Below are 25,125 nucleotides of genomic sequence, written 5' to 3' on the forward strand. Positions count from 1 at the left end.
AAAATTAGAAATGAAAACAATAAATTATTTATTCATATTACTCTTCTGTTTCACGGTATCTTGTACAAATGATGCTATTCATTACGAGGGAGAGTCCTATCTACACTTTATTACTTCCGGTTCTGATCAGTTTGTAGAGCAGGGCATTGGACAGAAAGACGTTAATATACCGTATGGCACAATTTCTACTGTTTCAGGAGATAATGAAGTCAAATTGGTTGTGGATCCAAGTTCAACGGCAAAAGAAGGAGTAGATTTCCAAATTGTAAAAGGAACGGATAATCCTTCAGGAAAGAATAATGGTATGTTCACCATCAGGTTATTAGAAAGTGGTGCATCTGTTAATGCAAAGAAAGCAACTTTCACATTACAGTCGGGTACTATTAAAAATGCAATTATTGACTATCAGTCTTATACCATGGTGATGTCATTAAAGTGTTCCGCAACACTTATGAATGCTAATTTCAAGAACACAGTTGCTTTCTGGAATACTGTAAATGGTAATTATGATATTGTTCAGTCTTCTACAACGAAGCAATTGAAAGTTAAAGACTTTTTGGATACTGGCGTTGATTTGGTTTTAGATTATAATCCAGATACCTATATTGTGACAGTTCCGGATCAGTATACGGGGTCCAAATATGGTTCAGCTCCTTATGCTGGAGCAGAGATTTGGGTTAAACAGTCTACTGATGCAGCGCAGATTTCATCTTTTAATCCATGTACAAAAATTTTGACAGTATATGCAAACTATTATCTTAAAGGTACTACAGCTGGATATGGGAACAATCAAGAGCGTTTTGTAGGGAATTAAATAGGTTTTTAGAAATATTAATAGCCTGTTTAAATTTTATCTTTAATAAAATCTTTAGTTATAGAATCAAGTTTTCTCATGCTAAATAGGATTTTATTACATTATAATGGTATGGTTTCCTACCTTGTGTAATTTGAAATTTAAACAGGCTTTAATTTAAGACAACGGATATGAAAAAAATAGGACTTTTATTATCATTATTAAGTGTTGGTTTTTGCTTTTCTCAAATTAAAAACACAGCATTGAATACGCTTAACTATGACAGGTTGATGTCACAAGCTGTTAATAAAATTGGTGTAAGTGGTCTGGCTGACAATGAATATGAAGGATCGCCCTTTTTAGATAAAGAATTTTTACCTTCAACAATTAAGGGTGAAACGGGTACATTTCTTTTAAGATACAATATTTATAATGATGAAATTATTCTGAAAAAAGATGAAAAATATTTCAAGGTGCCTAAAGAAGGAATCGAATATTTTAATATAAATAATAAATATATCATAAGATTAATTAATGATGGTTACTATATTCAATCTTCCTCTGAAAAAAATAATTTTAGTATTGTGAGAAAAGAAATGGTGAAATTTTCAAAAGGAAAAATTGCCGAAAATACATATGATCAAAGTATGCCAGCTAAATTTTCGAATATAAAGCCTGACTATTTTTTATATAACTCAGATACTAAAACCCTGATTCCTTTAACTCTAAAGGATCTTAAAAAATCATTTAATGCTAAAAGTTCTGATCTTGATCTCTTTTTTAAACAAAATAAATTAAAGAAAATAGAAGATTATAATGCATTGATTGAAGTACTCGCAAATTAAGTTGGTCATGAAAGACAAAATGTATATTATTCTTTTTGTCTTTTCTTGCTAAAAGCTATATTGCAGTTGGTTAGCGGTTATTTTCCTTAAGAAAGGGCTTTGATTTTGAACAACTTTTTTAAAAATATAATTTATATCGATTCTAAATAATATTTTTCATATTGGTAATAATTTGTTAAAAAAAATAACATTAAGTAAAAAAAAAAAAATTATGTAAATAATGCTGAATAATATTGCTTAATCCATATTATTTTAAAGATTATGAGCAGAACTAATTAACGAACAGTTGTTAATACCGCTGTCAATACACTTGTGAGTGTTAATATTTATTAACATATTTGCGAATTAAATATATTAAAATTTGTTAATATGAATGTTAAACTACGTGTATTAAGTGCTGGAGCTCTGTTTTTCTTAGGACAGGTGGCTTTTGCACAAACGACGAAAAAGGACACAGCATCTACTACTCAGATTGATGAAGTAGTAATGGTTGGATTCGGACAGAAAAAAGCTGTTTCAGAAATTACAGGTTCTACATCTACAATGAAAGCAAAAGCTATTGAAGATATTCCTGTTGCGTCGGTTGATAAAATGTTACAGGGTAGAGTAACTGGTGTTCAGACCGGTTCATCTTCAGGACAACCTGGAGGTTTTGCTTCTGTAAGAGTAAGAGGGGTAGCTTCCATTAATGGAGGTGTTTCTCCTATTTACATTGTTGACGGGGTAAGAGTTTCGTCAGGTGACCTTTCAGGAAATAGTGTTACTGCAAACATCCTTGCAAACATGAACCCTGATGATATCGAAAGTGTAACTGTTCTTAAAGATGCGGTTTCTACTGCTGTGTATGGAGCAGATGCCGGTGCAGGTGTTATCATTATTACAACTAAATCAGGTAAAAAAGGAAAACCTAGATTTAGTGTTAGCTTTAATCATGGTGTAAGTGACAGAGCTGTTGAAGGACATAGAGGATTGAATGCATCAGAGTATCAGAATCTTGTTGCAAACCAGTTGTTGAACAGACTACCTTCTCTTGGAACTGTTGAAGCTGCAACGAATTATCTGAGAAATGGAAATGCAGGTTCAGGAGTAGCAGCGATTTACAGATTAGGAGGAGATACAGACTGGAGAAAAGAATTGTCTCATAATGGAGGTGCTTACGTACAAGGTGCTGATATCAGTATGTCCGGTGGAAATGACCAGATTTCTTACTATAATTCCATTAACTATTTCGACCAAAACAGTATTGTAAAGAATTCTTATTTTAACAGATTGACTTTTACCAATAAAATAGATGTAAAAGCGACAGATAAGTTCAGATTCGGGACCAACTTACAGTTTTCTTACAGTAAAATCAGTACACTTGCAAACGGGGGCGGATTTGCGAACCCTATTCTAAGCGAATATTTCTTAAGACCTACCGATCCGGTACGTAACGCAGATGGAACATATTATTGGGGAGGAAACGGAAGAATGTCCAATGGATTATTCAATACTGCAGCTTTACTTGATTTAAATTCGCAGGTAGGAAAAACAGCGAGAATCTTTGGTAATATGTATGCTGAATACGATATTCTTAAAAACTTAAAATACAGATTCGTTTTTGCTCCTGAATACATCACGCTTGAAGAGGATGAATACAGAAGTCCGGTACATGGTGATGGTACGAACTATAATGGATTAAATATTGCAGGATCAAGAAGATATTTTAACTTTAACGTTCAGAATATCTTAAGTTATAACTTTAGATTGGCAGACAAACATAATTTTGATTTCTCAGCAATTCAGGAAGCTTATAAATCTGATTTCAGAGACCTTACTGCATCAGCATCATCCGTAGGATCTTTAAGCCTTAGAACGATTACTAACTTTGTGAAAATGCAGTCAATTGCGGGGACAAGAGTTGAAACCAGCAGATATGGTTATGCATTAACAGGTCACTATGACTTTGATAAGTTAGTTTTATTAGATCTATCATACAGAAGAGATGTATTGTCACGTTTTACACCTGGACAAAAGGGAGGTGACTTCTGGTCAGCAGGTTTAGGAGTTGACCTTGCAAGACTTGACTTTATGAAAAATATAGATGCGATCTCTACCTTGAAGTTCAGAGCTTCTTATGGTAAAGTAGGTAATCAGGTTACTGCTATCCCTTATGCATTGTATGCTTACTCAACAAATTACAACGATCTGGCTGCAGCTTCTTATTCTGGAATATACAATCCTAACCTGAAATGGGAAACGATTAAGCCTTTTAATGTAGGATTTGATTTCGGATTCTTCAAAAACAGATTGACTGTTTCTGCAGATTATTATAACAAGAAGACAGAAGATTTGATTTATAACATTCCGTTATCATCAGCTCAGGGTCTTGCAAGCTATGTTGACAATATCGGAACACTTGTTAACAGAGGTTTCGAATTTGCTGTAAATGCAGATATTTTCAAAGGAGACAGAGACCAATTTAATTTAACCATCGGGGCAAATCTAAGTACTTTACATAACGAAATTACTTCATTATATGGAGGAGATGTGAATACAGCATTACAGACGGTTAGAGTAGGAGAAGGTGCAAGAACATGGTATCTGAGAAAGTGGGCTGGAGTAGATCCTTCAAATGGAGATCCGCTTTGGTATATCAACGGAGTTGACGGAGAAACTACCAATAATTATAATACGGCTAAGCAGGCTGTTCAGGGAAGTTTCTTAAGTAAAATATTTGGTGGTGGTAACATCAACATGTCTTACAAAGGAATCGGACTTGATGCACAGTTAACTTATGGATTTGGAGGTAAAATCTACGACAACTGGGCTAACTATACAATGAGTGATGGACAGTATACAGCCAACTATTCTGGATATGCAGATCAGCTAGATTACTGGACACCAACTAATACTGGTGCAGCTAATCCAAAGCCTATTTTTGGCCTTGGAAACAAGCGTGCCAATCAGGCTTCTACCAGATTCTTGTATGACAGTGATTACTTAAGATTAAGTAATGCAAGACTTTCATATACATTTACAAAAGATTTCCTAAACGGTTCAGGGCTTAACTCAGTACAAATCTTTGTTATGGGTACTAATATGTGGACACATACATTCGATAAGAGACTTAAATTGGATCCGGAAATTAACTTAGATGGAACGTCTGACCTAAATTTACCAATTATGAGAACATACAGCCTCGGTGTTAATATTGGTTTTTAATAAATAAATAAAAAGATATTATGAAAATAAATATTCTAAAAGCTGCTGTCGTGGCAGTCGGAGTATCAATAGCTGCAGTTTCTTGTAGCGATGATTTCGTAGAAACAAAATTTTATCAAGATGTAGAACAGGCGCCTTTAACAAGTTTAACTGAAGTAGAGTCTTTCGCAAGAGGAATGTATACTTCAATGAGAGCTCCTAGTTATTACGGAAGAGATTATGGATTATATGCAGAAGTAAGATCTGATGAAATGTATAGTAATGGTGCTGCGGGATATTACAATACAGTAAATAACTATACCATGACATCAGCTGATGCTTATGCAAGGGATACGTATAGACAAATCTATACGGCTGTTGCCAAAGCTAACATTCTGATTGGTACGGATCCTAATGGTATCAAAGGAACTGTAGATGAAAAAGAAGCAGTTAAATACCATATTGGTCAGGCATATGCTATGAGAGCGTTTTTCTTTTTTGATCTACTAAAACTTTATGGTCAGAAATATACAGGAGGTACTTTGGGTATTGTAACCCCTTTGAAGTATGATCCTAAGGCTATGCAGGCAAGAGGAACAATCGCTCAAAATGAAGCACAGATTGAATCTGATTTTAATGCAGGTCTTGCTATGATGGAGGCTAACAGCAGTAGTTTTGGAGAAGGTTCATCCGGATCTGTAGATGTAACTATTAATGCTGTTAAAGCTTTAATGAGCAGATATTATCTTTACAAAGGAGATTATGCTAAAGTAAGAACACTTGTTAATGATATTGTAGCTTCTACTGAATTTAATGTTATTCCAACATCTTCATATGTTAGCTCTTGGAAGTTTCCACAACAAAATAACAGTATTTTTGAGCTTGCTGTAGGAGTTGCAGGATCAAACAGTACTGATTCATGGGGATACATGTTTAATTATAACGGATATTCAAATACTGTAGTAAGTGAAGACTTATTTGCTGAGTATGATACAAATGATATTAGAAGACATGCTTCAATGATCCAGTTTGATGAAGAGTATTATCTTAACGGAAAATATCCAAATCTGGAAGGAACAGATAACATTAAGATCGTAAGATACGAAGAGGTTATTCTGAACGGTGTTGAAGCTGAACTAAACGGAGGTAGTGCTGCTAAAGCCCTTCAATATTATAATATGATTCTTGTAAACAGAGGTCTTCCTGCCGCAGGAACTGTTACTATGGCTGACCTGAAGCTTGAAAGAGCTAAAGAATTGGTTGGAGAAGGATTGAGACTGTGGGATTTATTGAGATGGGGAGATCCTGTACCAAGACCTTCAGGTGCTAGTACAAACCCTCTTCTGACAGCGTTCCCTATTCCTAGAGTAGAAACTGATGTTGCCGGAACTCTTGTAAAATCTAACCCTGGTTACGATAACTAATAAAAATTTAACAAAAAAAGCCTGTTCATGCAGGCTTTTTTTTATATTAAATGTCTAAAAATATATTAAAATGAATAAGTTCAATATAGCTCTGTTATTTGTAGGATTTAGTTTATTCTCTTTTGCACAGAATGCTAATAAAAGCGGAAATATAAGTACCAATAATGCTCAGAGACTTCCTTTTGAAGACAGAAAATTAATAGGTGATACAGAAATAAGGGATGGGAGTCCATATGTGAATGGGAATGGCTTTAAAAAAGTAAGTATTTCAGGATATTCGAATAATGTTCCGGATCTTCGATATAATGCTTTTAGTGATGAAATGGAATTTCTTAATGGAAAAGATACTTATTCTGCCAATAAAGAAAACGGACAAATTATCAAATTTGTTGATGGTAAAGTATATGAATGCCTAAACTATAATTTAGAAGGAAAAGATAAATTTGGATATCTTGTACAATTGGTAAACAATCCTGAGAAATATTCTTTATATAAAAGAGAAAAGATAGAACTGTTAAAAGGAGAAAAGAGTCCTAATGGGATTACGAAAGATAGAAATGATTATTATGCCAAAGAAAAAGATGTTTATATCATTAAAAAAAATGGATCTTTTACTAAAATGGCTAAAAACAAGAAGGATCTTTTAAGTGATTTTCCAATAAAATCAGACGAAGTGGAAACATTCATCAAAGAAAAGCAGGTGAATTTTAAATCAGAAGCTGATCTAATTAAACTGGTAACTTATATGAATACATTGTAACAGATTTTATATTTTTGTAGCTTAAATGTTACAATGAGATATTTTTTTGTCATAGTTACCTTCGTATGCTTTAATGTTAAAGCCCAGGTCGTTAATAAAACAGATATTAAAAGCCCGCAAAAAGAAGAAGACACCCTTGTCATAGACACCGGTAAAAAAGATTCACTGAAAATCTTTAAGCCTACTATTAATGATTATCAGTATCAGACCCAATTTTCTGAGAAGAAGGTTTTTGATACCGTACTGACTTTTGATAAGACCCATATCTTTTCACAATATAACAATACAGATAATTTCGGGCGAGCTCAGGTAGCCAATATAGGAGCAGGATTCAATCCTTTGGTGTATGAAGTGAATCCGGAGCAGAACCTGGCCTTACTTCCTTCCAACAAGTCATATATGATCATCGGAGCTGATGATGTAAAATATTATGATGTAAAAACACCTACTGCCGCCTTCATTTACCATACTGCCATGAAAAATGGTGCCGCATTGAAATCTACCTATACCCAGAATATTGGGAAAAGGTTTAATTTTGCTCTTGAGTATATGGGACTTCGTTCCCAGGGATTTTATAGAAATTCATTAGCGTCGAATAACAATACTTTATTTTCCGGACATTATGTTTCCAAGAGTGGAAATTATGAATTGTTTGCTCATTATCTTCATCAGAATGTCAACAATCAGGAAAGTGGAGGAATCACAGAAGATGAGCTTTTTCAGAATGGTGACAGCAATTATAAGAACAGGCAAAATGCTCAGGTTAATCTGGCTTCATCAAGTTCTCAGTACTCATACAGAAGATACTATCTGAGTCATCAGTTTACACCGTTCAATTCAGAAAAATTTCCATTCAGTATAAGACATACGTTGTCTCATCAGGGTAATAAATATTTTTACAATCAGGGAGCAGTAGAACCCTACTGGTATGATAACGTTTCAGAATTAACTAACGGTTTTCCTCTTACCACAAAAAAATATTCAGATAACTTCAGCAATACATTAAGCCTTGTTTTCAATAATGAAAAATTCAAGCTTGATGGTGGAGTACGTTATCAGATGCTGAAATTTGGAGTGAGAGACATTGCGACTGTAAATGGAGTTACTCTTCCTGGCGAATTTAAAGAAAATAGAATTGGAGCGGTAGGAAATCTTCAGGTGAAACTTTGGGATAAGTTCCAGCTGAAATCCTTTTTAGAATTTTCCAATGGAAGCCAGTTCGGGAGTTATCTAAGAACTGCCAATAACATAAAGTTTGAGCCGGTGAAAGATTATTTTGTGAATGCAAAAGTAAATTTTCAAAGTGCTTATCCGTCATTTAATTATCTTTTAAATACTTCCGTTTACAATAAATACAACTACTATCTGGAGAATGCAAAGAATCAGACTGTAACAGAGATTGGGGGAAGTGTTAATCTAAAATGGTTCAAAACAGAAATTTTTGCCAACTATTTCAGAATAGATAATTACACCTATTTCAATGCTGATGGAGCGCCGGAACAAAGTAGCAATTCATTGAACATTTCCCAAATCGGGGGAGATGCTACATTTAGTTATGGTAAATTTCATCTTAATACAAGGCTTCATTTCCAAAATGCTTTGACGAATAAAGAACTTCTTCCAATGCCTAGTTTTATAGGAAGAGCCAATTTCTTCTTCCAAAGTCAGGCATTTAAAAAAGCGGCGGAAATTCAGGCAGGTTTGAAGGTATATTATTTCTCAAAATTTGCCTCAAGAGATTACTTCCCGATTTTAAACGAATATATTCTGCCAGATGCCAATTCATTTTCTATCGGAGGACAACCTATTGTAGATCTGTATATTAACATGAAGGTTAAAAAAATGTTCTTCTATGTAGAAGGCCAGCAGATAGGAACGGTAATTTCCAATAATAAAGCTTACGCATTTCCACACTATCCGGTTTACGATTTTAGATTGAATATTGGTATTGTGTGGTATTTGTTCAACTAAAAGCAAAAACAACGTTGAAAACAATAAATAAGATATCATTTAATGATATAGAAAGCATTCCACAACTGGTAAAAGATTTCCTGAATCAGAAAATTGAAGGCTTTGAAAAAAATACCTTTTCTTTAGATCACTTTAAAGATCAGATTCATCTCAAACAGAATTCTTTTACACAGGATCAGAGAAGTATTTTATCTGATGTACTGGAAATGCAGCTTTCAGAACTTACCCTTTCTTCAAAACAGAAAGAGAACCTGGAAAACCTCAAGTCGCCCAATACATTTACTATAACTACCGGACACCAGTTAAATCTGTTTTCCGGACCTGTTTTTTTCGTCTATAAAATTTTACAGACCATTAAAACCTGTACTTATCTTAAGGAAAATTTCCCGGATTTTAATTTTGTTCCTATATATTGGATGGCCTCGGAAGATCATGATTTTGCAGAGATCAACCATTTTAAAACAGAGCACAATTATTACGAAATCAACGAGAAGTCCGGTGGACCGGTAGGCAGGATAACGATCAGCGATACATTCTTTATTTCTGAATTTGAAAAAGAATTTAAAGATTCCGTATTCGGAACAGAGCTGATTTTAATGATGAAAGAAGCTTATAAGCCTGGGAATACATTGACAGAAGCTATTAAAATTTTAGTGAACAGACTTTTTTCTGAATTTGGACTGTTGATTATTGATGGTGATTCCAAAGAACTTAAAAGCCAGATCAAAGATATTTTCAAAGATGAGCTGCTGAATTTCAGCTTACAAAAGAATTCAAAAGAAAAAGTAAGTTTTCTGACAGAAAAGTACGGAAAAGTACAGGTTAATCCCCGTGATATCAATCTTTTTTATCTTTCTGAAACCAGAGACAGAATCGATTTTGACGGTGAAAAATATATTGCAGTAGACACCAATAAAAGATTTACGCAGGAAGAAATACTTCAGGAGCTGGAAAACCATCCTGAGAAATTCAGCCCGAATGCTTTAATGCGGCCGGTTTATCAGGAAAAAGTACTTCCTAACCTTGCTTACATCGGGGGAAATGCAGAAATCATGTATTGGCTGGAACTTAAAGACTATTTTACAGCGGTTAACATTCCTTTTCCTGTTTTAATTCCAAGGAACTCCATGTTTTTCATTAAAGAAAAAACAGTTGGGAAAATTGAAAAACTGGATCTGAATATCGAAGATTTTTTTGGGAATTTCACTGCTATTACCAATCAGAAAATCCTAAAAGACAGCAATGTATTATCAATATTGGAAGAAAAAGAAATACTTTTAGAAAAAAGCTTTTCCGAACTCAAAACGATAGCAGAAACTACAGAACGCTCTTTTGGGAACATGGTAAAAGCAGAAGAAGTAAGACAGTTGAAATCATTTAAAAGAATGAAAAAACGTCTTTTGCATGCAGAAAAAATAAAGCAAGGGGAGCTGCTCGAAAGACTGGAAAACCTGTTTTTAGATGTTCATCCTTCAAAAACATGGCAGGAAAGAGTCTATAATTTTAGTGTATTCTTTTCAGACTATGGTTATTCATGGCTTGAAAATTGTTGGGAAGAAATGGTGGTTCAAGAATCCAAATTAATAATTGTTGCCATTTAATTTTAAAGAAGTATTTTTGTAAATTATAATTATCGAGTATGATAAAAAGGTTTTTTATTTTGTCCAGTTTATGTATGGTTTTGGGGGTATCTGCCCAGAACTCGCACACCGTTGTAAAAGGAGACAATCCTTATAATATTGCAAAAAAATACGGGATTACTGTAGATGAACTGCTAAAGCTGAACCCAAAATTCAAAGACGGTAAGCTGGCCATAGGAGACGTGGTTATGGTAAAAGCTGAAAAGCATACTGCTCCGGCTGCCAAACCTGCAGTTGTGGAAAAAGCAAAACCAGGTCATGCAAATGCTCAGGTTGGAAAAATTATTCTTCAGCCTAAACAAACGATTTACGGAATTACAAAACAATACCGTATTTCTGAAACCGATTTAAGAAAGCTGAATCCAGAACTTGACGCTCATATGAAAATAGGGGATGAGATCACTTTACCTCTTGAAAGTATCAAAAAGTATGGAGGAGAACAGCAGACGGTTCCTGCGGCTGTAGTTACTAAATCTACAGAAACTCATACAGAGACATCCGCGGCAGTTACAACACCTGCAGAAGGAGAAGCGTATGTGATCCAGTCAAAAGATAATTATTACAGAATTACAAAACAGTTTGGAATTAGCCAGCAGGAACTTTTTGCCTTGAATCCGGGATTGGAAGAAAAAGGCCTTAAGCCGGGCGAAACCATCAAAATAAAAAGAACAAATACTGATGCAGCTGTGGTTTCCGAACCCGTAAATCCGAAAACAAAAATAGATTCAGGAAGCGAAAAATCTACAGCAACTGTAACTGCTGTGGCAGATGATTACGTTACCTACACCGTTCAGCAGGGAGATACTGTATTCTCTATCGTTAATAAATTCGGTGTTTCAATCGATGAGCTGATTGCTCTGAATCCCGATCTTTCCAAAGGACTGAAAACCGGAATGGTCTTAAAGATCAAAAAGCAGGATCCGGCTTACGTGAAAAAGAGTGGAGATGCATTGAGCGTTGTTTTAATGCTTCCTTTCGGATACAGTACCAACGAAACCCAGTACAGAGCAATGGCGCTGGATTTCCTTACCGGAGCTAAACTGGCGATTGAAAGAAATGCAAGAGGCGGTCAGAAGCTTGATATCAAAATTGTGGATTCAGGAAACGAAGCCTCATTTAAAAATTCAATGGCGCAGATCAATCCGGATAATACAGACCTTATCATCGGCCCATTCTTTAAATCCAATGTGATTGATGTTCTTGATTTTACCAAAAATCAGAAAATACCGGTTGTAGCACCTTTTGCGAATTCTCCCGAACTCTACAATTATAATAACCTGATCATCGTTGAAACCAATGACCAGACCTATGCAGATAAAATTGTTGAAGAAGTAAAAGCTGTATATTCGGATCAGAAAATATATGTAGTGGCAGACAGCAAAAAAGAAATTGCAAACTACATTAAAGGAGGTCTTGAAAAAGCAGTTAAAAATCCAAATATAATGGTAGTAAACTCTCCCGCAGAAATTCAGTTGGATCAGAATATGATGACAGGACAATCCGCTCCGGTTATTGCTATTCTGGCCAGCGATAACGATGCTGCCGGAGAAGCTTTTGCCAATAAAACAATTGCTCTTTCCAAAGAAGTACAGGGAGTAAAAGCATTCAGCATGTACTATTCTCCTGTTTTCGAGAAGAAAGTAGATGAGCTGAGCCAGGCAAGCCTTGTGTATCTGATGGACAGAAAGATTAATGCAGATGGTAGTTTCGAGAAAGAAATCTTAGCTGCTTATAAAAGTAAATACTGCAAAATACCTCCAAAATATGCCATCGTAGGCTTTGATGTCGTGAATGACATGCTGACCAGAGAAAATAAAAAAGGAGAAATCTTTAAGCAGATGAATAAAGTTCAGACCCAGCTTGCTACCAAGTTTGAATTTGTAAAATCTAAAGCAAACGGGGCCTATGTAAACACCGGTTACCGAGTGATAAGATTAGTTCCTTAACCGATTTATGCCTTTTTAAAAGGATATTTTTAACATTATCTTTATATTTGCATAATATTTAATTCAATACATGAAAGCACTTGTATTTCCTGGGCAGGGTTCTCAGTTCGTAGGAATGGGAAAAGAATTGTACGATTCTAGAAAAGACATAAAGGACTTAATGGAATCTGCCAATGAAATTTTAGGTTTCGATATTCTTTCCTTGATGTTCAATGGTACGGATGGAGATCTTAAGAAAACAGAGGTTACCCAGCCTTCAATCTTTATACATTCAGTAGCTGCTTTAAAAGCAGTGAACGGTCTTGGAGCCGAAATGGTTGCAGGACATTCTTTAGGAGAATTTTCAGCTTTAGTCGCCAATGGAGTTTTATCCTTTGACGACGGCCTGAAATTAGTATTCGAGAGAGCAAAAGCAATGCAGGAAGCCTGTGATGCCAATCCGAGCTCTATGGCTGCAATTTTAGGTCTTGAAGACGCTAAAGTTGAGGAGATCTGTGCACAGATCAGCGGTATTGTGGTACCTGCCAATTACAACTGTCCCGGACAATTGGTAATTTCAGGAGAAACGCCAGCTGTAGAAGAAGCATGCATAAAGCTTAAAGAAGCAGGAGCAAAAAGAGCTTTGTTACTTCCTGTAAATGGAGCCTTCCATTCTCCGTTAATGCAACCGGCACAGGAAAGACTGGCAGCAGCCATTGAAAAAACAAAATTCAGAAAAGCAACTATTCCGGTTTACCAGAATATTACGACTACAGCCGTGATTAATCCTGAGGAGATCAAGCAAAACCTGATCGCTCAGCTTACAGGTCCTGTAAAATGGACACAGTCTGTTCAGAATATGATCAAAGACGGAGCCTCTAATTTCGTAGAAGTTGGTCCTGGAAAAACCCTACAGGGATTGATCAAGAAAATTGACGCTTCTGTAGATGTTGCTTCTGCAATCTAATTAAAAAAATATGAGCGGAATATTTTCACCGGGAAAGCTTATGCTTACTTCAGAATATTTCGCGATAGACGGAGCTCTTGTCCTGGCGGTACCAACCAAGCTTGGACAAGAGTTTTTTTTTGATGAAAAAGACGACGAAAAATCCTTGATCTTTTGGGAAGCCCATCATCAAAACAAATTATGGCTGAAGGCCGTCATTGATTATAAAAAATGGCAGATCCTCGAAACCAATCTTTCTTCAAGCGCTGAATTTATTCTGAGAACCCTTCAAAATGTTCAGCAGCTTTCTAAATCTAAATTTAAGAGCGATCATACTTATTATCTGAAGACTAATCTTCAGTTCCCTGCAGACTACGGGCTGGGTAGCAGTTCTACTTTAATGAACAATCTTTCAGTGTGGGCGGATATTGATCCTTTCCATCTCAACAGCATAAGTCTGGGCGGAAGCGGCTATGATATTGCGGTTGCAAAAGAGAAATCTGCTGTTCTTTTCAGAAGTAAACCTGAAGTAAGCTATGAAAAAGCAGACTTTAATCCACCATTTAAAAATGAGCTGATTTTTATTCATCTAAATCAGAAGCAGGACAGCCGTGAAGGGATCAATTTTTACAAGTCAAAACAAAAGTCACAGATACTCGTTGATGAATTTTCGGATATCACAAGAAAAGTTTTGTTATGCGATGAATTGGAAAAATTTTCTGAACTGATGATGATTCATGAGCAAAAAATTTCAAAATTCCTTGAAATACCCACAGTTAAGCAGAGGTTTTTTTCAGACTGTCCCGTTTTTGTCAAAAGTTTGGGAGCCTGGGGCGGAGATTTTGTAATGAGTGCCAAATTTCACGGCTATGAGGACTATTTTTGGGGAAAAGGTTTCAATACTGTTTTCGAATGGTGTGATATAATTGATTTATAATCAATAATTTACAATCCTGTTTTTTTATTTGTCATTCTGACTTATATCATTATATTTAAACCACCTTTAACAAATAATTAATATTAATTTTGTTGAGCCCAATAAAGAAATAGAAAATATAAGTAAAATGAAACACGCTAAAATCATCCAGGATTTAGAAAAATTAGGGATTAAAGGGAATTATGAAGTCGTCTATAACCCGTCTTACGAAGAGTTATATCAGGCTGAGGTAGCTCCTGAAAATCAAGGCTTTGAGAAAGCTGAACTTACGGAATCTGGTGCAGTATCAGTAAAAACCGGAATTTTCACAGGTCGTTCACCTAAAGACAGATACATAGTTCAGGATGATGTTACAAGAGACACAATTTTCTGGGATGGGAAAGTAAACCTTCCTACTACAGCAGAAAATTTTGATGCTTGTAAAGGATTAGTGCTGAACCAGCTTTCTGAAGCTAAAAAAATCTATGTCGTTGATGCTTTTTGTGGTACCAATACAGATACCAGATTAAAAGTAAGATTTATTGTAGAAGTAGCGTGGCAGGCGCATTTCGTTACTAATATGTTTATCCGTCCGTCTCACTATGAGCTTGAAAACTTTGGAGAGCCGGATTTCACAGTAATCAATGGTTCCAAAACAACCAACCCGAACTGGGAAGCTCAGGGACTGAATTCTGAGAACTTCATTATGTTCAACCTTACTGAAAAACTACAGATCATCGGAGGTACTTGGTACGGAGGTGAAATGAAGAAAGGGATGTTTGCCATGATGAATTATTACCTTCCATTGAAAGGAATGGCTTCAATGCACTGTTCTGCCAACGTAGGTGAAGAAGGTGATGTAGCTCTTTTCTTCGGTCTTTCCGGGACTGGAAAAACAACTTTATCCGCGGATCCTAAGAGATTCCTGATTGGTGATGATGAGCACGGTTGGGATAATAATGGTGTATTCAACTATGAAGGAGGATGTTATGCTAAAGTTATTGACCTTTCAGAAGAAAAAGAACCGGATATTTTCAGAGCGATCAAAAGAGATGCACTTCTTGAAAACGTAGTTGTAAACAATGGAATCGCTGATTATAAAGACGGATCTATCACAGAAAATACAAGAGTATCTTACCCGATTTATCATATCAACAAAATTGTTCTTCCTTCTAAGGCAGGACATGCTAAAAAGATCGTTTATCTTTCTGCCGATGCATTTGGAGTATTGCCTCCGGTTTCTATTTTAGATGAAAACCAGGCACAATACCACTTCCTTTGCGGGTATACTTCCAAACTGGCAGGTACAGAAAGAGGAATTACTGAACCGGAACCATCTTTCTCTCCTGCTTTCGGAGAAGCTTTCCTTACCCTTCACCCAACCATGTATTCTAAAACATTGATCGGAAAAATGAAGGAGCACGGAGCTAAAGCTTATCTGGTAAATACGGGATGGAATGGAACTGGAAAGAGAATTTCTCTTAAAGATACCAGAGCAATCATTGATGCAATCATTGACGGTTCTATTGAAAATGCTCCTAAAACTCAGGTTCCGATTATGAACCTTGAAATTCCTACACAGCTTCCAAATGTTTCTGAAGGTATCCTGGATCCTAGAGAAACATACAGCACTGCTGCGGAATGGGAAGAAAAAGCAAGAGATCTTGCGACAAGATATATCAAAAACTTTGAACAGTACTGCGATACTGAAGAAGGGAAGAAGTTAATTGCTTCAGGACCACAGCTTCAGCAGCAGACTACTTAATACAGCAAAAGCCTCATCACCCGATGAGGCTTTTTATTTTAATGATATCAGAAATGTCATGCTGAGCGGAGCCGAAGCATCTTATCCAAAAACATTGCAATTCTGTTTATTATTTCAAGCTTAAAATCGCCAGTCTGTACCCGTCCATTCCAAAGCCGGACAATACTGCATCCGTATTAGCTGCCGTAACAGATTTCTGACGGAATTCCTCTCTTTTGTAAATATTACTGATATGAACCTCTATTTTCGGTTTTCTGATGTTTTTCAGGCAATCCGAGATAGCATACGAATAATGAGTATAGGCTCCGGGATTAATTACCAAAGCATCAAAGTCATCTTCCTGTAACCTGTTGATAATCTCTCCTTCAATGTTGGACTGATAATAGCTTAATTCATGAGATGGAAATTCAGTTTTTAATTTTTCCAAATAATCCTCCATAGAAATATTTCCATAGATTTCAGGTTCTCTTGTTCCCAGTAAATTAAGGTTCGGGCCGTTAAGGATAAGGATTTTCATTTAAAAAATTTAATCAAAGATAAATAATTTTCTACAGAGTACTATTCACGATTATTTTTCAGATTTTTCTGAAAATATTCTGAGGGAGTGATTCCTTCTATCTGTTTAAAAACTCGGTTAAAGGTAGATTGATTAGAAAAACCGGCTTCTGTATAAATATACATTAAAGTGGTTTTTTGAAAATCAATCTCTGTAAACAGTTTTTTTACATAGTTGATTCTATAGATATTGAGGTAAGTATTAAAATTAGAATAGCCTTTGTAGCGTATGGCTTTGGAAATATAGGTGCTATTGACATCTAATGCTACACTTAATTTAGATAGATTGAACTTTTCATCTTTAAAAAGTTTATCCCTGGTCATGGTAATTTCTATTTTTTCAAACAAATTTTCCATACTTTCTCCGTCAACGTCGTCCCATGAGGGTTCAATACTCTGTACTTTTTCCTTTTGAATTCCTCCGGCTTTAAACTGAGACAATATTTCCAGTTTCCTGATTTTATCTTTATAATAAATTAATAATGAGACCACTAGAATATTCGAAATAAAGAGAATTGTATCCGTAAGCATCACTTCTTTCTGCGTATGCTCCGGAAATGTGAAGCTTAGATTATTGGCGGCAATATATCCGGTGATAATTAATACCAAGGTATAAGCAATATAGGCAAGCACTTCTTTTTTTGAGAAAAAGATATAGGCACCCAGAGGAATGGGTAAGAGCCAGCAGAAGCTTGCCACCGAATTATTCCAGAAGGCGAGCATAATGTAGAAATTGTAAATAGGGGCAGATATGAAATATAAATGCACGATCTGGGCTATAGAATATTTTCTCCTTATCAGTGAATAGCTGTAGGCGAAAAAAAATAGTCCTCCAATTAAATACCAGGACATCATTTTGTCATAAATAAAGAATGTGAAAATAACGGCATACAATCCTAAAACAAACATCATAAGAATAGCATATCTATCCATCAATATATGCTTTAACTTTTCTATCTGTTCATTCGTTGTATTTACTTCTGGCATCTGAAATTTGTATTAAATAAAATAAGTTAATGAATTCTGGTAATTCATTGTGTTAGTATTTTGGTTTTCAAAGGTATATAAAATTTAAATCATTTTCAAGATTGTGATTTATCGTTTTATTTTTTGATTTAATAATCAGGATAATTTTGCGATAGAATTGTACCCGAAGATGAATCAGATGAATTCCTATGTTTTATTAAAAAAATTACCCTGTATTTTGATGCTGGCAGGATTTCTTTTTGCACAGGATGGGAAAGATGTTGGTTCTGCCGGGAACAAAAGTATTGAAAAAAATATAAAGGAAACCGTATACACCTTAGAGATAACAGTCACTTCAGGATTTGAGAAACGGGCAAATGTATATTTGATGTCTATAAAAAGGTATTGTAGGAAAATTCTCTTATGGAAAAGAGGAACTGTTTTTTTGAAAATCTTATTCTCTCATTTTTCCTTGACCGTACTTCTGTATGGAGCCTCCGCCCATATGTCCTTGAAACCATAATATTCGTATAAAACTCAAATGATAATGCTTGAAACAGAGCTCCCAAAAATCATTTGTCAACTTTTTAATTAAAAACAATTCAAAATGAAAAAAAAACTATCGGTATTTTTAATGATTATTTCGGGTTTATTTTATTCTCAGGTTGGGATTAATACTGCAAATCCACAAGGAACTTTCCATGTGGACGGCTCAAAAGATAATAATGCAACTGGGTCCCCAACGGCTGTACAGCAATCCAATGATTTTACGGTGACATCATCCGGAAGTATAGGAGTTGGCACTACAGTACCTGATGCATCTGCAATTCTGGACATTAATGTGGATGGGCTTGCGGTTGGAAGTAAAAAAGGACTTCTGGGACCGAAGGCAGCATTGACCTCTCAGACTGATCAGGTTACAATACCTTCACCGGCTGCAGGACTGCTTGTGTATAATTTAGGAACCGGAGGGCTTGGTTATGTAGGCTATGTATTCTGGAACGGTACGGAATGGAGAACATTTAACAATGGCTCTCTTGCTCCCGGAACATTAGGTGCTATTACCTGTAACGGAGTTACGCTTTCACCGGGAACCTATACTGCCGGAACACCTTATACAGGGACAATGACTGTTCCTTATACCGGAGGAAACGGTGGCGTTTATCCTGCGCAGACTGTAGGGCCTGTAAATGGGCTTACTGCAACATTAGCTGCAGGGAATTTCAATGTAGGATCGGGAATTCTTAGCTATACGGTATCGGGTGTGCCTACTGTTTCCAGTCCTACACTTACCACTTTTGCCATAAATATCGGAGGACAGAGCTGTAGTGCAACAGTGGGGGCAGGAGCAGTGATTGCTCCTGGGGAGCTGGTATATTACCATTCTTCAATTCCGCGTAAAACAGCCTCATTTCTTTTAAGCCAGTTTCTTAATGATCTTCCTATAATCAACAATACTTTTAGAGTTGATGCTTTCATTACTTCTCCCAATGCATTTGATTCCAGTGGGGCGAGTACGAATTTTGATCCCCGTCTCTATAATATCACGGCGGCCAACGCAAAAGTATGGGTTTCTGAAGTATCGACCCATACCGGTGACTCCCATGGGGGCAATCTATTGGTCTTTCCAAATAATTATGCCCAGTTTGATGATGGAGTTTATCTTACCTATGGTAGAAACGAAACAGTAACTTTTGACATTACTACTGCGGATAACAAATGGTATAGAGTCTATTATGCACTGCGTATAGATAATAAATCTTTTACCAGTGCAGGTAATGGGAATACTACTACGGATTCCAATAATTTAGATAATACGTTGGAAGTTTTTGTATCCATCCAGAGGCTGTATTAATTTGATTTAAAAGTAAAATCTAAAATTTGATTTCAAAATAAAAAATGACGCTGCCACTGCCAGCGTCATTTTTATATTCCGGATACGCATCGGATAAAATATCAATTCAATTATTATTAATGATATTTCTCATATTTAACAATTATGTAATATTTGTAAGTGCTTGTTTATTGGGTTTTTAAATAAAAATTAAGTTGATTTTTGGAAATATTTCATAATAAAATTTAAAGTCTACTTGTTTTGTAGACTAATTGTTTTTAGATTTGCAAACATATTTCGATCGGCTTATAAAGAAAGATGGAGGGAACTGACCCTGTGAAATCTTAACAACCTGCCCTGAGCAAGGTGTTACATTCAGCCTATAAAGGAAAAATAAGCACATGGTTTATCGTATTGAGCGATGCCCTTTGCTGTCTTTTCTGCAAAGGGCAAGTTTTTAATATATGATAAATAAAATTGATTATGATTAGTAAGAATTTAATTAATTCTAAAGTTTGGATTCCACCTGTTGCTGTATTTTTCTTAGGAATAATGGGCATACAGGCTCAGACCCAAACTAAAAAGGATACGGTTAACGAAAAGGAAATCGATGAAGTGGTTGTCATTGCTTATGGTAAGGCTAAAAGAACAAGTTATACCGGTTCAGTAGCTACCATATCCAGTGATAAAATCAATAACAGACCGGTTACCAATATTACAAAAGCGCTGGAGGGGCAGGTTCCGGGAATTCAGGCAGTAAGTGCCTCAGGACAGCCGGGTTCTACTGCTTCTGTGAGAATAAGAGGGGTTGGCTCCATAAGTGCTTCAAGTGATCCGTTGTATGTGGTAGACGGAATTCCTTTTGATGGAAACATCAATTCCATCAGCCCCAATGATATTGAATCCATCAGTGTTTTGAAAGATGCAACGGCAAGTTCATTATATGGTTCAAGAGGAGCTAACGGGATTATTATCATCACAACAAAATCTGGTAAGAAAGGAGAATCAAGAATCAATTTTAATATCAGTCAGGGATTTTCCAGCAGAGCGGTAAAGGATTATAAGCAGGTAAGCACGGATCAATATTTTCAGCTGTATTGGGAAGCATTGAGAAACGGGTATAAATCGGGACAGATTACTTCTCAGCAGGCAGCACAGATGGCGAGTGATAACCTGACAACTGCTTTGGGAATCAATCCTTACGGAGCCGGTTTTCCCAACCCTGTAGGTACTGATGGAAAGCTTGTTCCCGGAGCAAAAGCATTGTGGAATGATGACTGGAGAGATATTCTTCAAAGAACAGCTTCCAGAAGCCAGGTGGATTTTGATATCAGTGGAGGCAGCGAGAAAAGCAATTATTTCTTTTCATTAGGATATCTTGATGATAAAGGAATTGCTATAGAATCTGGATTTCAAAAATTTTCCACAAGGTTAAAAATCAATTCTGAAGTAAAGAAATGGCTGAATGCAGGTGCTAATTTAAGCTATACCAACAGTATTCAGAATGCGCCGCCGTCTTCAGATTCGAGAACAGACAATATCATTAATGCGGCAAGGGTAATTCCGTCTTTCTATCCGTATTATGAAAGAAATGCAGATGGAAGCTATGTGTTGGATGCTGGAGGAAATAGAATTTATGATTTCGGGAAATACCGGCCTACAAGTGCATTGCAGAATCAAAATGCAGCGGCAACACTGCCTCTGGACAAGAACGAGAATAAAGAAGACAATTTCTCAGGAAAAGGATTTTTAGATTTTACTTTCCTTCCGGAACTGAAATTTAAAACCAGCTTTTCTGTTGATTTGGTGAATTATAATGGTCATTACTATTCAAATCCTCTTATCGGAGAAGGCAGTGAGATCGGTGGCTCTGTAACGAAATCAAACAGTAGAACATTATCTTATACAACCAGTAATATTCTGACTTTCGATAAAAAGTTCGGCAAACATCATCTTAATGTTTTGGGAGGGCAGGAATTTTACAAATATGATTACCAGACGATATCCGGTTCCAGAAGCCAGTTTTCGCTTCCTTATTATTATGAACCTGATGCAGCTGCTTTATTGGGAAGCTTCAGTGGAAACAGCGACAAGTTTTCGTTGTTGAGTTTCCTGGGAAGAGCAGAATATGATTTCAACAATACTTACTTTTTATCAGTATCTGGAAGGGCGGACGGCTCTTCAAGGTTCTTTGCAGATAACCGATGGGGGAAATTCTGGTCAGTTGGAGGTTCATGGAAAGTTTCAAATGAAAATTTTATCAAGGATTTAAATATATTCAACCAGTTGACACTGCGAGCAAGTTATGGCGGCCAGGGGAATGATAAATTAAGAAGACCTAACGGATCCTCCCTTTACTATGCTTATCAGGAATTGTATAAATTTTATAATAACCTTGGTGAGCCGGGGACTGTTCTGGAAAAAGTACAGACCAATGATGTGAAATGGGAAACCAATCTTAATTTAAACGTAGGTCTTGAATTTGCCGTTCTTAATAACAGGGTGAAAGGGAATATAGAATATTTTAAACGTAAGAGCCAGGACCTTTTGTTTAATATGCCGGTTGCCCCATCTCTGGGAATCAGTGATTTTCCTTTTAATGTAGGAACAATACAGAACACAGGTTTCGAATTTTCACTTTTCACAACACCGGTTAAAAATGATAATTTCCAATGGAATGTGGATGTTAACCTAAGTACTCTGACCAATAAAATAACAAAGCTTCCTAAAGGATCTGTCATTACAGGAACCAAACGTCTTGAAGTAGGTGGTTCTATTTATGATTTCTTTATTCCTGAATGGATGGGAGTAGATCCTTCCAACGGAAAGCCTCTATGGAGATACATTTACCAGGATGCGAATGGAAATACAGTGGACGGCACCACTTCCGAATATGCAAAAGCAACCAAAACAGTACAGGGATCCGCGTTGCCTAAAGTAATGGGAGGAATTACCACGAGTATTGCTTATAAAAACTTTGATCTTTCAGGATTGCTTACATTCAGCATTGGAGGGAAAATCCTTGATACGGATTATACATCATTAATGTCTAACGGAAGCGCCGGGGGACGTGCATGGAGTGCAGAAATGCTGAACAGATGGACTCCGGAAAATCCCAATACCGATGTTCCTGCGTTAAGTACAACAACGAATAACTGGACTTCCACTTCTTCAAGATTCTTATATTCCGGAACCTATGCCAGACTTAAAAATGTGAGCCTGGGCTATACACTTCCTTCTGATTATTTTGAAAAATTAGGACTGAAAAAATTCAGAATCTATGTTCAGGCAGAAAACCTTTTGACTTTTTACAAGCATAAAGGAATGGACCCGGAACAGGCACTGGATGGAACAACCTATTACAGATATCCTGCCATGAGAACGATAACTTTCGGTCTTCAGGCGACTCTTTAACCTATTAAAATTGAAGCAATGAAACAATTAAAATATATATCTTTTGCCCTGATCGCAGCATGGTCACTGACAAGCTGTGAAAACGAACTGGAAACGGCTCCTACAGATCAGGCTAACGGTGCAGAGGTTTTCAAAACGGCCGAAAGCGCAGAAACGGTAATCAATGGTGCCTGGGCAAAACTGAATGATGACGGGCCCACTTATGCCAATATCGGTTACTCAACAGTCTTGAGGACAAGTGATGCCATGGGAAGTGATGTGGCGGTTTTGACCAATAAATATGGGTTTCCGTCTGCCTATGCTTTTACGGAAATGATCAACAATACAGCTTCGAGACCACAGTTCATATGGTCGACATTATATTCAACCATAAATAATATGAATAATGTGATTACCCGTATTGACCAGACCGAAGGGAGCCAGGAGAAAAAGAACCAGGTAAAGGGACAGGCTAAAGCATTGCGGGCCTTCTGTTATCTGAATCTGGCCAGCTTTTACCAGTTCAGCTATTTAAAAGACAAAACAGCCCTTACAGCACCTATCTACACAGAGCCTTCAACAATCGGTTCAGTTCCGAAGAAGAGAGCAAGTCTGGAGGAAATTTATACCCTGATTAAAAGCGATCTTACGGAAGCAGATAATTTATTAGCCAATTATACCAGAAATAATAAAGATAAGATCAACAAAGCTGTGGTAAACGGGCTTTTAGCAAGAACTTATCTGAATACCGGAGAGTGGAGTAAAGCGGTTGCGGCTGCAAAGGTTGCCAGAACAGGTTATCCGCTAATGACAGCTGAAAAATATAAGGAGGGTTTCAATGACATCAGCAATGGTGAATGGATCTGGGGACATGGACAGACTCAGGAACAGTCAGGGGCAAGCTATGCTTTCCACTATCTGGATGTGTCTTCTTCGGGAAGTTATTACTACAGTTTTATGGCAGATCCGTTTTTCAAAAATTTATTTGATACCAATGATATCAGATCCCAGCTGTTTCAGTGGGATGGTCTGCCGGGCAGGGAAGGTCTTTTGAGATATTCCAAGTTTAAATTTAAAACAGGTCTTATCGCAGATATTGTACTGATGAGAGCTGCAGAAATGTACCTGATCGAAGCTGAAGCAGAGGCAAGAAACGGAAATATTACCAATGCCGTTACAGTTTTAAATGAATTGAAAACAACTAGAAATGCCAATCCTTACACTGGAACTCTTGCCCAGAATGATGTAGTAAAAGAAATCCTGATTGAAAGAAGAAAAGAACTTTTCGGGGAAGGATTCTCTCTTTCAGATATTATCAGAACGCAGGGGACAGTGGTGCGAAAGCCTTATGTAGATGCCAGTGGCCAACCGATAAAAGTACAGGTTATCACTCCGGACGGAACGGTAAAAACGGTGAATGGTAGAGGACATTCTGTCTTTAATTTTCCGGATCAGACTGCCTTTGCACCGAACAGTAGGTATTATCTGTTCAGTATTCCGCAGAAGGAGATTGAGAATAATCCGAATTTGTAGTTGTTTAGATTTGATTTTTTAAAAGCCGTAATGTTCAAACATTACGGCTTTTCTATTAAACTAATTGGTATTAATAACTTGAAGGAGTTTTGGATAGTCACCATCTTGTCCAAAATTTTCTGTATTTGCATTGGTTCCGACGATATGTTTTTGATGACAATCAAAGCATATTTTTGCTATCCCAATAATTGCTTTTTGTTTTTTGAAAATCAAAATATCCCGATAAATAGGAACACATGCATATTCAATATTTTCACTTACAGTCTTTTCAATAAATATTTCATTGATTTTTTTTAAGTTTTGAGTTTTTATTACTGATTTTTTGAAACCAATTTTTTCCAGACTTTTTATAAACTCCGTATCATTTATATCCTTGGGAGTCTTGTTAATAAGTATGTCAAGTTTTAACTGATCTTTTTTTGAGCGATTCTGACTACTATCTAAAATCATAACTGCATTTTCATCAATACTAATATGATAATGATCTATCACATCATAATCAAAGTATAGTTTTCCATGCTTTGGAATGAATTTTTGTTCAACAGGTTTATTTGATTGCTGTCTATTTATACTGCTATGTTCTGGTTTTTTACAGCCTAAAAAGAAGTAAATAATAGTTAATAGCAGAAACCTCAACTTTAATGCTGTGTCATCTTTCCATCTAAGTTTTATCATG

Annotated in this window: 17 protein-coding genes and 1 riboswitch; of the genes, 14 read left to right on the forward strand and 3 right to left on the reverse strand. The window is 36.3% G+C overall.

Features of this window, described 5'->3' with window-relative positions; genetic code table 11:
* The first annotated feature begins 10 nt into the window (after positions 1 to 10).
* From LC418_RS03865 to pckA, 11 genes are all read left to right on the forward strand, one after another.
* Positions 11 to 814 (forward strand): hypothetical protein, encoded by an 804-nt coding sequence (locus LC418_RS03865; protein ID WP_223558169.1) that lies wholly within the window; start codon positions 11 to 13, stop codon positions 812 to 814.
* A gap of 170 nt (positions 815 to 984) precedes the next feature.
* Complete coding sequence (locus tag LC418_RS03870; RefSeq protein WP_223558170.1) at positions 985 to 1,638, forward strand: hypothetical protein; 654 nt, start codon at positions 985 to 987, stop codon at positions 1,636 to 1,638.
* 369 nt (positions 1,639 to 2,007) lie between these two features.
* A complete protein-coding gene (locus tag LC418_RS03875; RefSeq protein ID WP_223558171.1) occupies positions 2,008 to 4,842 on the forward strand; it encodes a SusC/RagA family TonB-linked outer membrane protein in 2,835 nt (944 codons plus the stop codon).
* A gap of 20 nt (positions 4,843 to 4,862) precedes the next feature.
* Positions 4,863 to 6,245, forward strand: coding sequence for a RagB/SusD family nutrient uptake outer membrane protein (locus tag LC418_RS03880; protein ID WP_223558172.1), 1,383 nt, complete (start codon positions 4,863 to 4,865; stop codon positions 6,243 to 6,245).
* Positions 6,246 to 6,315: 70 nt separating this feature from the next.
* The gene (locus LC418_RS03885) at positions 6,316 to 7,005 is read left to right on the forward strand and encodes a hypothetical protein (RefSeq protein ID WP_223558173.1); all 690 of its coding nucleotides are present in this window, start codon (positions 6,316 to 6,318) and stop codon (positions 7,003 to 7,005) included.
* Positions 7,006 to 7,038: 33 nt separating this feature from the next.
* Positions 7,039 to 8,976 (forward strand): putative porin, encoded by a 1,938-nt coding sequence (locus LC418_RS03890; RefSeq protein WP_223558174.1) that lies wholly within the window; start codon positions 7,039 to 7,041, stop codon positions 8,974 to 8,976.
* Positions 8,977 to 8,990: 14 nt separating this feature from the next.
* Complete coding sequence (bshC, locus tag LC418_RS03895) at positions 8,991 to 10,577, forward strand: bacillithiol biosynthesis cysteine-adding enzyme BshC (RefSeq protein WP_223558175.1); 1,587 nt, start codon at positions 8,991 to 8,993, stop codon at positions 10,575 to 10,577.
* 38 nt (positions 10,578 to 10,615) lie between these two features.
* Positions 10,616 to 12,562, forward strand: a complete 1,947-nt coding sequence (locus LC418_RS03900) for an amino acid ABC transporter substrate-binding protein (protein ID WP_223558176.1) — start codon at positions 10,616 to 10,618, stop codon at positions 12,560 to 12,562.
* Between the two features lie 70 nt (positions 12,563 to 12,632).
* Positions 12,633 to 13,508, forward strand: coding sequence for an ACP S-malonyltransferase (gene fabD / locus LC418_RS03905; RefSeq protein ID WP_111956933.1), 876 nt, complete (start codon positions 12,633 to 12,635; stop codon positions 13,506 to 13,508).
* A gap of 10 nt (positions 13,509 to 13,518) precedes the next feature.
* The gene (locus LC418_RS03910) at positions 13,519 to 14,424 is read left to right on the forward strand and encodes a GYDIA family GHMP kinase (RefSeq protein ID WP_223558177.1); all 906 of its coding nucleotides are present in this window, start codon (positions 13,519 to 13,521) and stop codon (positions 14,422 to 14,424) included.
* A 127-nt stretch (positions 14,425 to 14,551) separates the two neighbouring features.
* Positions 14,552 to 16,168 (forward strand): phosphoenolpyruvate carboxykinase (ATP), encoded by a 1,617-nt coding sequence (gene pckA, locus LC418_RS03915; RefSeq protein WP_223558178.1) that lies wholly within the window; start codon positions 14,552 to 14,554, stop codon positions 16,166 to 16,168.
* 109 nt (positions 16,169 to 16,277) lie between these two features.
* Here pckA and LC418_RS03920 read toward each other — a convergent pair whose 3' ends face one another.
* Both LC418_RS03920 and LC418_RS03925 read right to left on the reverse strand, forming a co-directional pair.
* Positions 16,278 to 16,685, reverse strand: a complete 408-nt coding sequence (locus tag LC418_RS03920; RefSeq protein WP_223558179.1) for a type II 3-dehydroquinate dehydratase — start codon at positions 16,683 to 16,685, stop codon at positions 16,278 to 16,280.
* A 41-nt stretch (positions 16,686 to 16,726) separates the two neighbouring features.
* Complete coding sequence (locus LC418_RS03925) at positions 16,727 to 17,710, reverse strand: helix-turn-helix domain-containing protein (RefSeq protein WP_223558180.1); 984 nt, start codon at positions 17,708 to 17,710, stop codon at positions 16,727 to 16,729.
* A gap of 586 nt (positions 17,711 to 18,296) precedes the next feature.
* On the opposite strand from LC418_RS03925, the gene LC418_RS03930 reads away from it, so the two are divergent.
* The 3 genes from LC418_RS03930 (at position 18,297) to LC418_RS03940 (ending at position 24,449) form a co-directional block, all read left to right on the forward strand.
* The gene (locus tag LC418_RS03930) at positions 18,297 to 19,544 is read left to right on the forward strand and encodes a hypothetical protein (RefSeq protein ID WP_223558181.1); all 1,248 of its coding nucleotides are present in this window, start codon (positions 18,297 to 18,299) and stop codon (positions 19,542 to 19,544) included.
* A gap of 282 nt (positions 19,545 to 19,826) precedes the next feature.
* Positions 19,827 to 19,923: riboswitch (SAM riboswitch) on the forward strand.
* Between the two features lie 83 nt (positions 19,924 to 20,006).
* Positions 20,007 to 22,937 carry a SusC/RagA family TonB-linked outer membrane protein gene (locus LC418_RS03935; protein ID WP_223558182.1) on the forward strand — a complete coding sequence of 977 codons (2,931 nt, stop codon included), beginning with the start codon at positions 20,007 to 20,009 and terminating at the stop codon, positions 22,935 to 22,937.
* An 18-nt stretch (positions 22,938 to 22,955) separates the two neighbouring features.
* Entirely contained in the window at positions 22,956 to 24,449 is a 1,494-nt protein-coding gene (locus tag LC418_RS03940; protein ID WP_223558183.1) for a RagB/SusD family nutrient uptake outer membrane protein, read from the forward strand.
* A gap of 60 nt (positions 24,450 to 24,509) precedes the next feature.
* Here LC418_RS03940 and LC418_RS03945 read toward each other — a convergent pair whose 3' ends face one another.
* Positions 24,510 to 25,124, reverse strand: a complete 615-nt coding sequence (locus LC418_RS03945) for a hypothetical protein (RefSeq protein WP_223558184.1) — start codon at positions 25,122 to 25,124, stop codon at positions 24,510 to 24,512.
* Position 25,125 lies beyond the last annotated feature (1 nt).

The sequence above is a fragment of the Chryseobacterium lathyri genome (assembly GCF_019970085.1).
Classification (GTDB): Bacteria; Bacteroidota; Bacteroidia; order Flavobacteriales; family Weeksellaceae; genus Chryseobacterium; species Chryseobacterium lathyri.

Bases quoted from the DNA above. Each gene is read 5' to 3' on its own strand.
- LC418_RS03870 (WP_223558170.1), top strand. From the start codon at position 985: ATGAAAAAAATAGGACTTTTATTATCATTATTAAGTGTTGGTTTTTGC.
- LC418_RS03925 (WP_223558180.1), bottom strand. From the start codon at position 17,710: ATGCCAGAAGTAAATACAACGAATGAACAGATAGAAAAGTTAAAGCAT.
- LC418_RS03865 (WP_223558169.1), top strand. From the start codon at position 11: ATGAAAACAATAAATTATTTATTCATATTACTCTTCTGTTTCACGGTA.
- LC418_RS03930 (WP_223558181.1), top strand. From the start codon at position 18,297: ATGAAAAAAAAACTATCGGTATTTTTAATGATTATTTCGGGTTTATTT.
- LC418_RS03890 (WP_223558174.1), top strand. From the start codon at position 7,039: ATGAGATATTTTTTTGTCATAGTTACCTTCGTATGCTTTAATGTTAAA.
- LC418_RS03940 (WP_223558183.1), top strand. From the start codon at position 22,956: ATGAAACAATTAAAATATATATCTTTTGCCCTGATCGCAGCATGGTCA.
- LC418_RS03945 (WP_223558184.1), bottom strand. From the start codon at position 25,124: ATGATAAAACTTAGATGGAAAGATGACACAGCATTAAAGTTGAGGTTT.
- fabD (WP_111956933.1), top strand. From the start codon at position 12,633: ATGAAAGCACTTGTATTTCCTGGGCAGGGTTCTCAGTTCGTAGGAATG.
- LC418_RS03885 (WP_223558173.1), top strand. From the start codon at position 6,316: ATGAATAAGTTCAATATAGCTCTGTTATTTGTAGGATTTAGTTTATTC.
- LC418_RS03900 (WP_223558176.1), top strand. From the start codon at position 10,616: ATGATAAAAAGGTTTTTTATTTTGTCCAGTTTATGTATGGTTTTGGGG.
- LC418_RS03920 (WP_223558179.1), bottom strand. From the start codon at position 16,685: ATGAAAATCCTTATCCTTAACGGCCCGAACCTTAATTTACTGGGAACA.
- LC418_RS03910 (WP_223558177.1), top strand. From the start codon at position 13,519: ATGAGCGGAATATTTTCACCGGGAAAGCTTATGCTTACTTCAGAATAT.
- pckA (WP_223558178.1), top strand. From the start codon at position 14,552: ATGAAACACGCTAAAATCATCCAGGATTTAGAAAAATTAGGGATTAAA.
- LC418_RS03880 (WP_223558172.1), top strand. From the start codon at position 4,863: ATGAAAATAAATATTCTAAAAGCTGCTGTCGTGGCAGTCGGAGTATCA.
- LC418_RS03935 (WP_223558182.1), top strand. From the start codon at position 20,007: ATGATTAGTAAGAATTTAATTAATTCTAAAGTTTGGATTCCACCTGTT.
- LC418_RS03875 (WP_223558171.1), top strand. From the start codon at position 2,008: ATGAATGTTAAACTACGTGTATTAAGTGCTGGAGCTCTGTTTTTCTTA.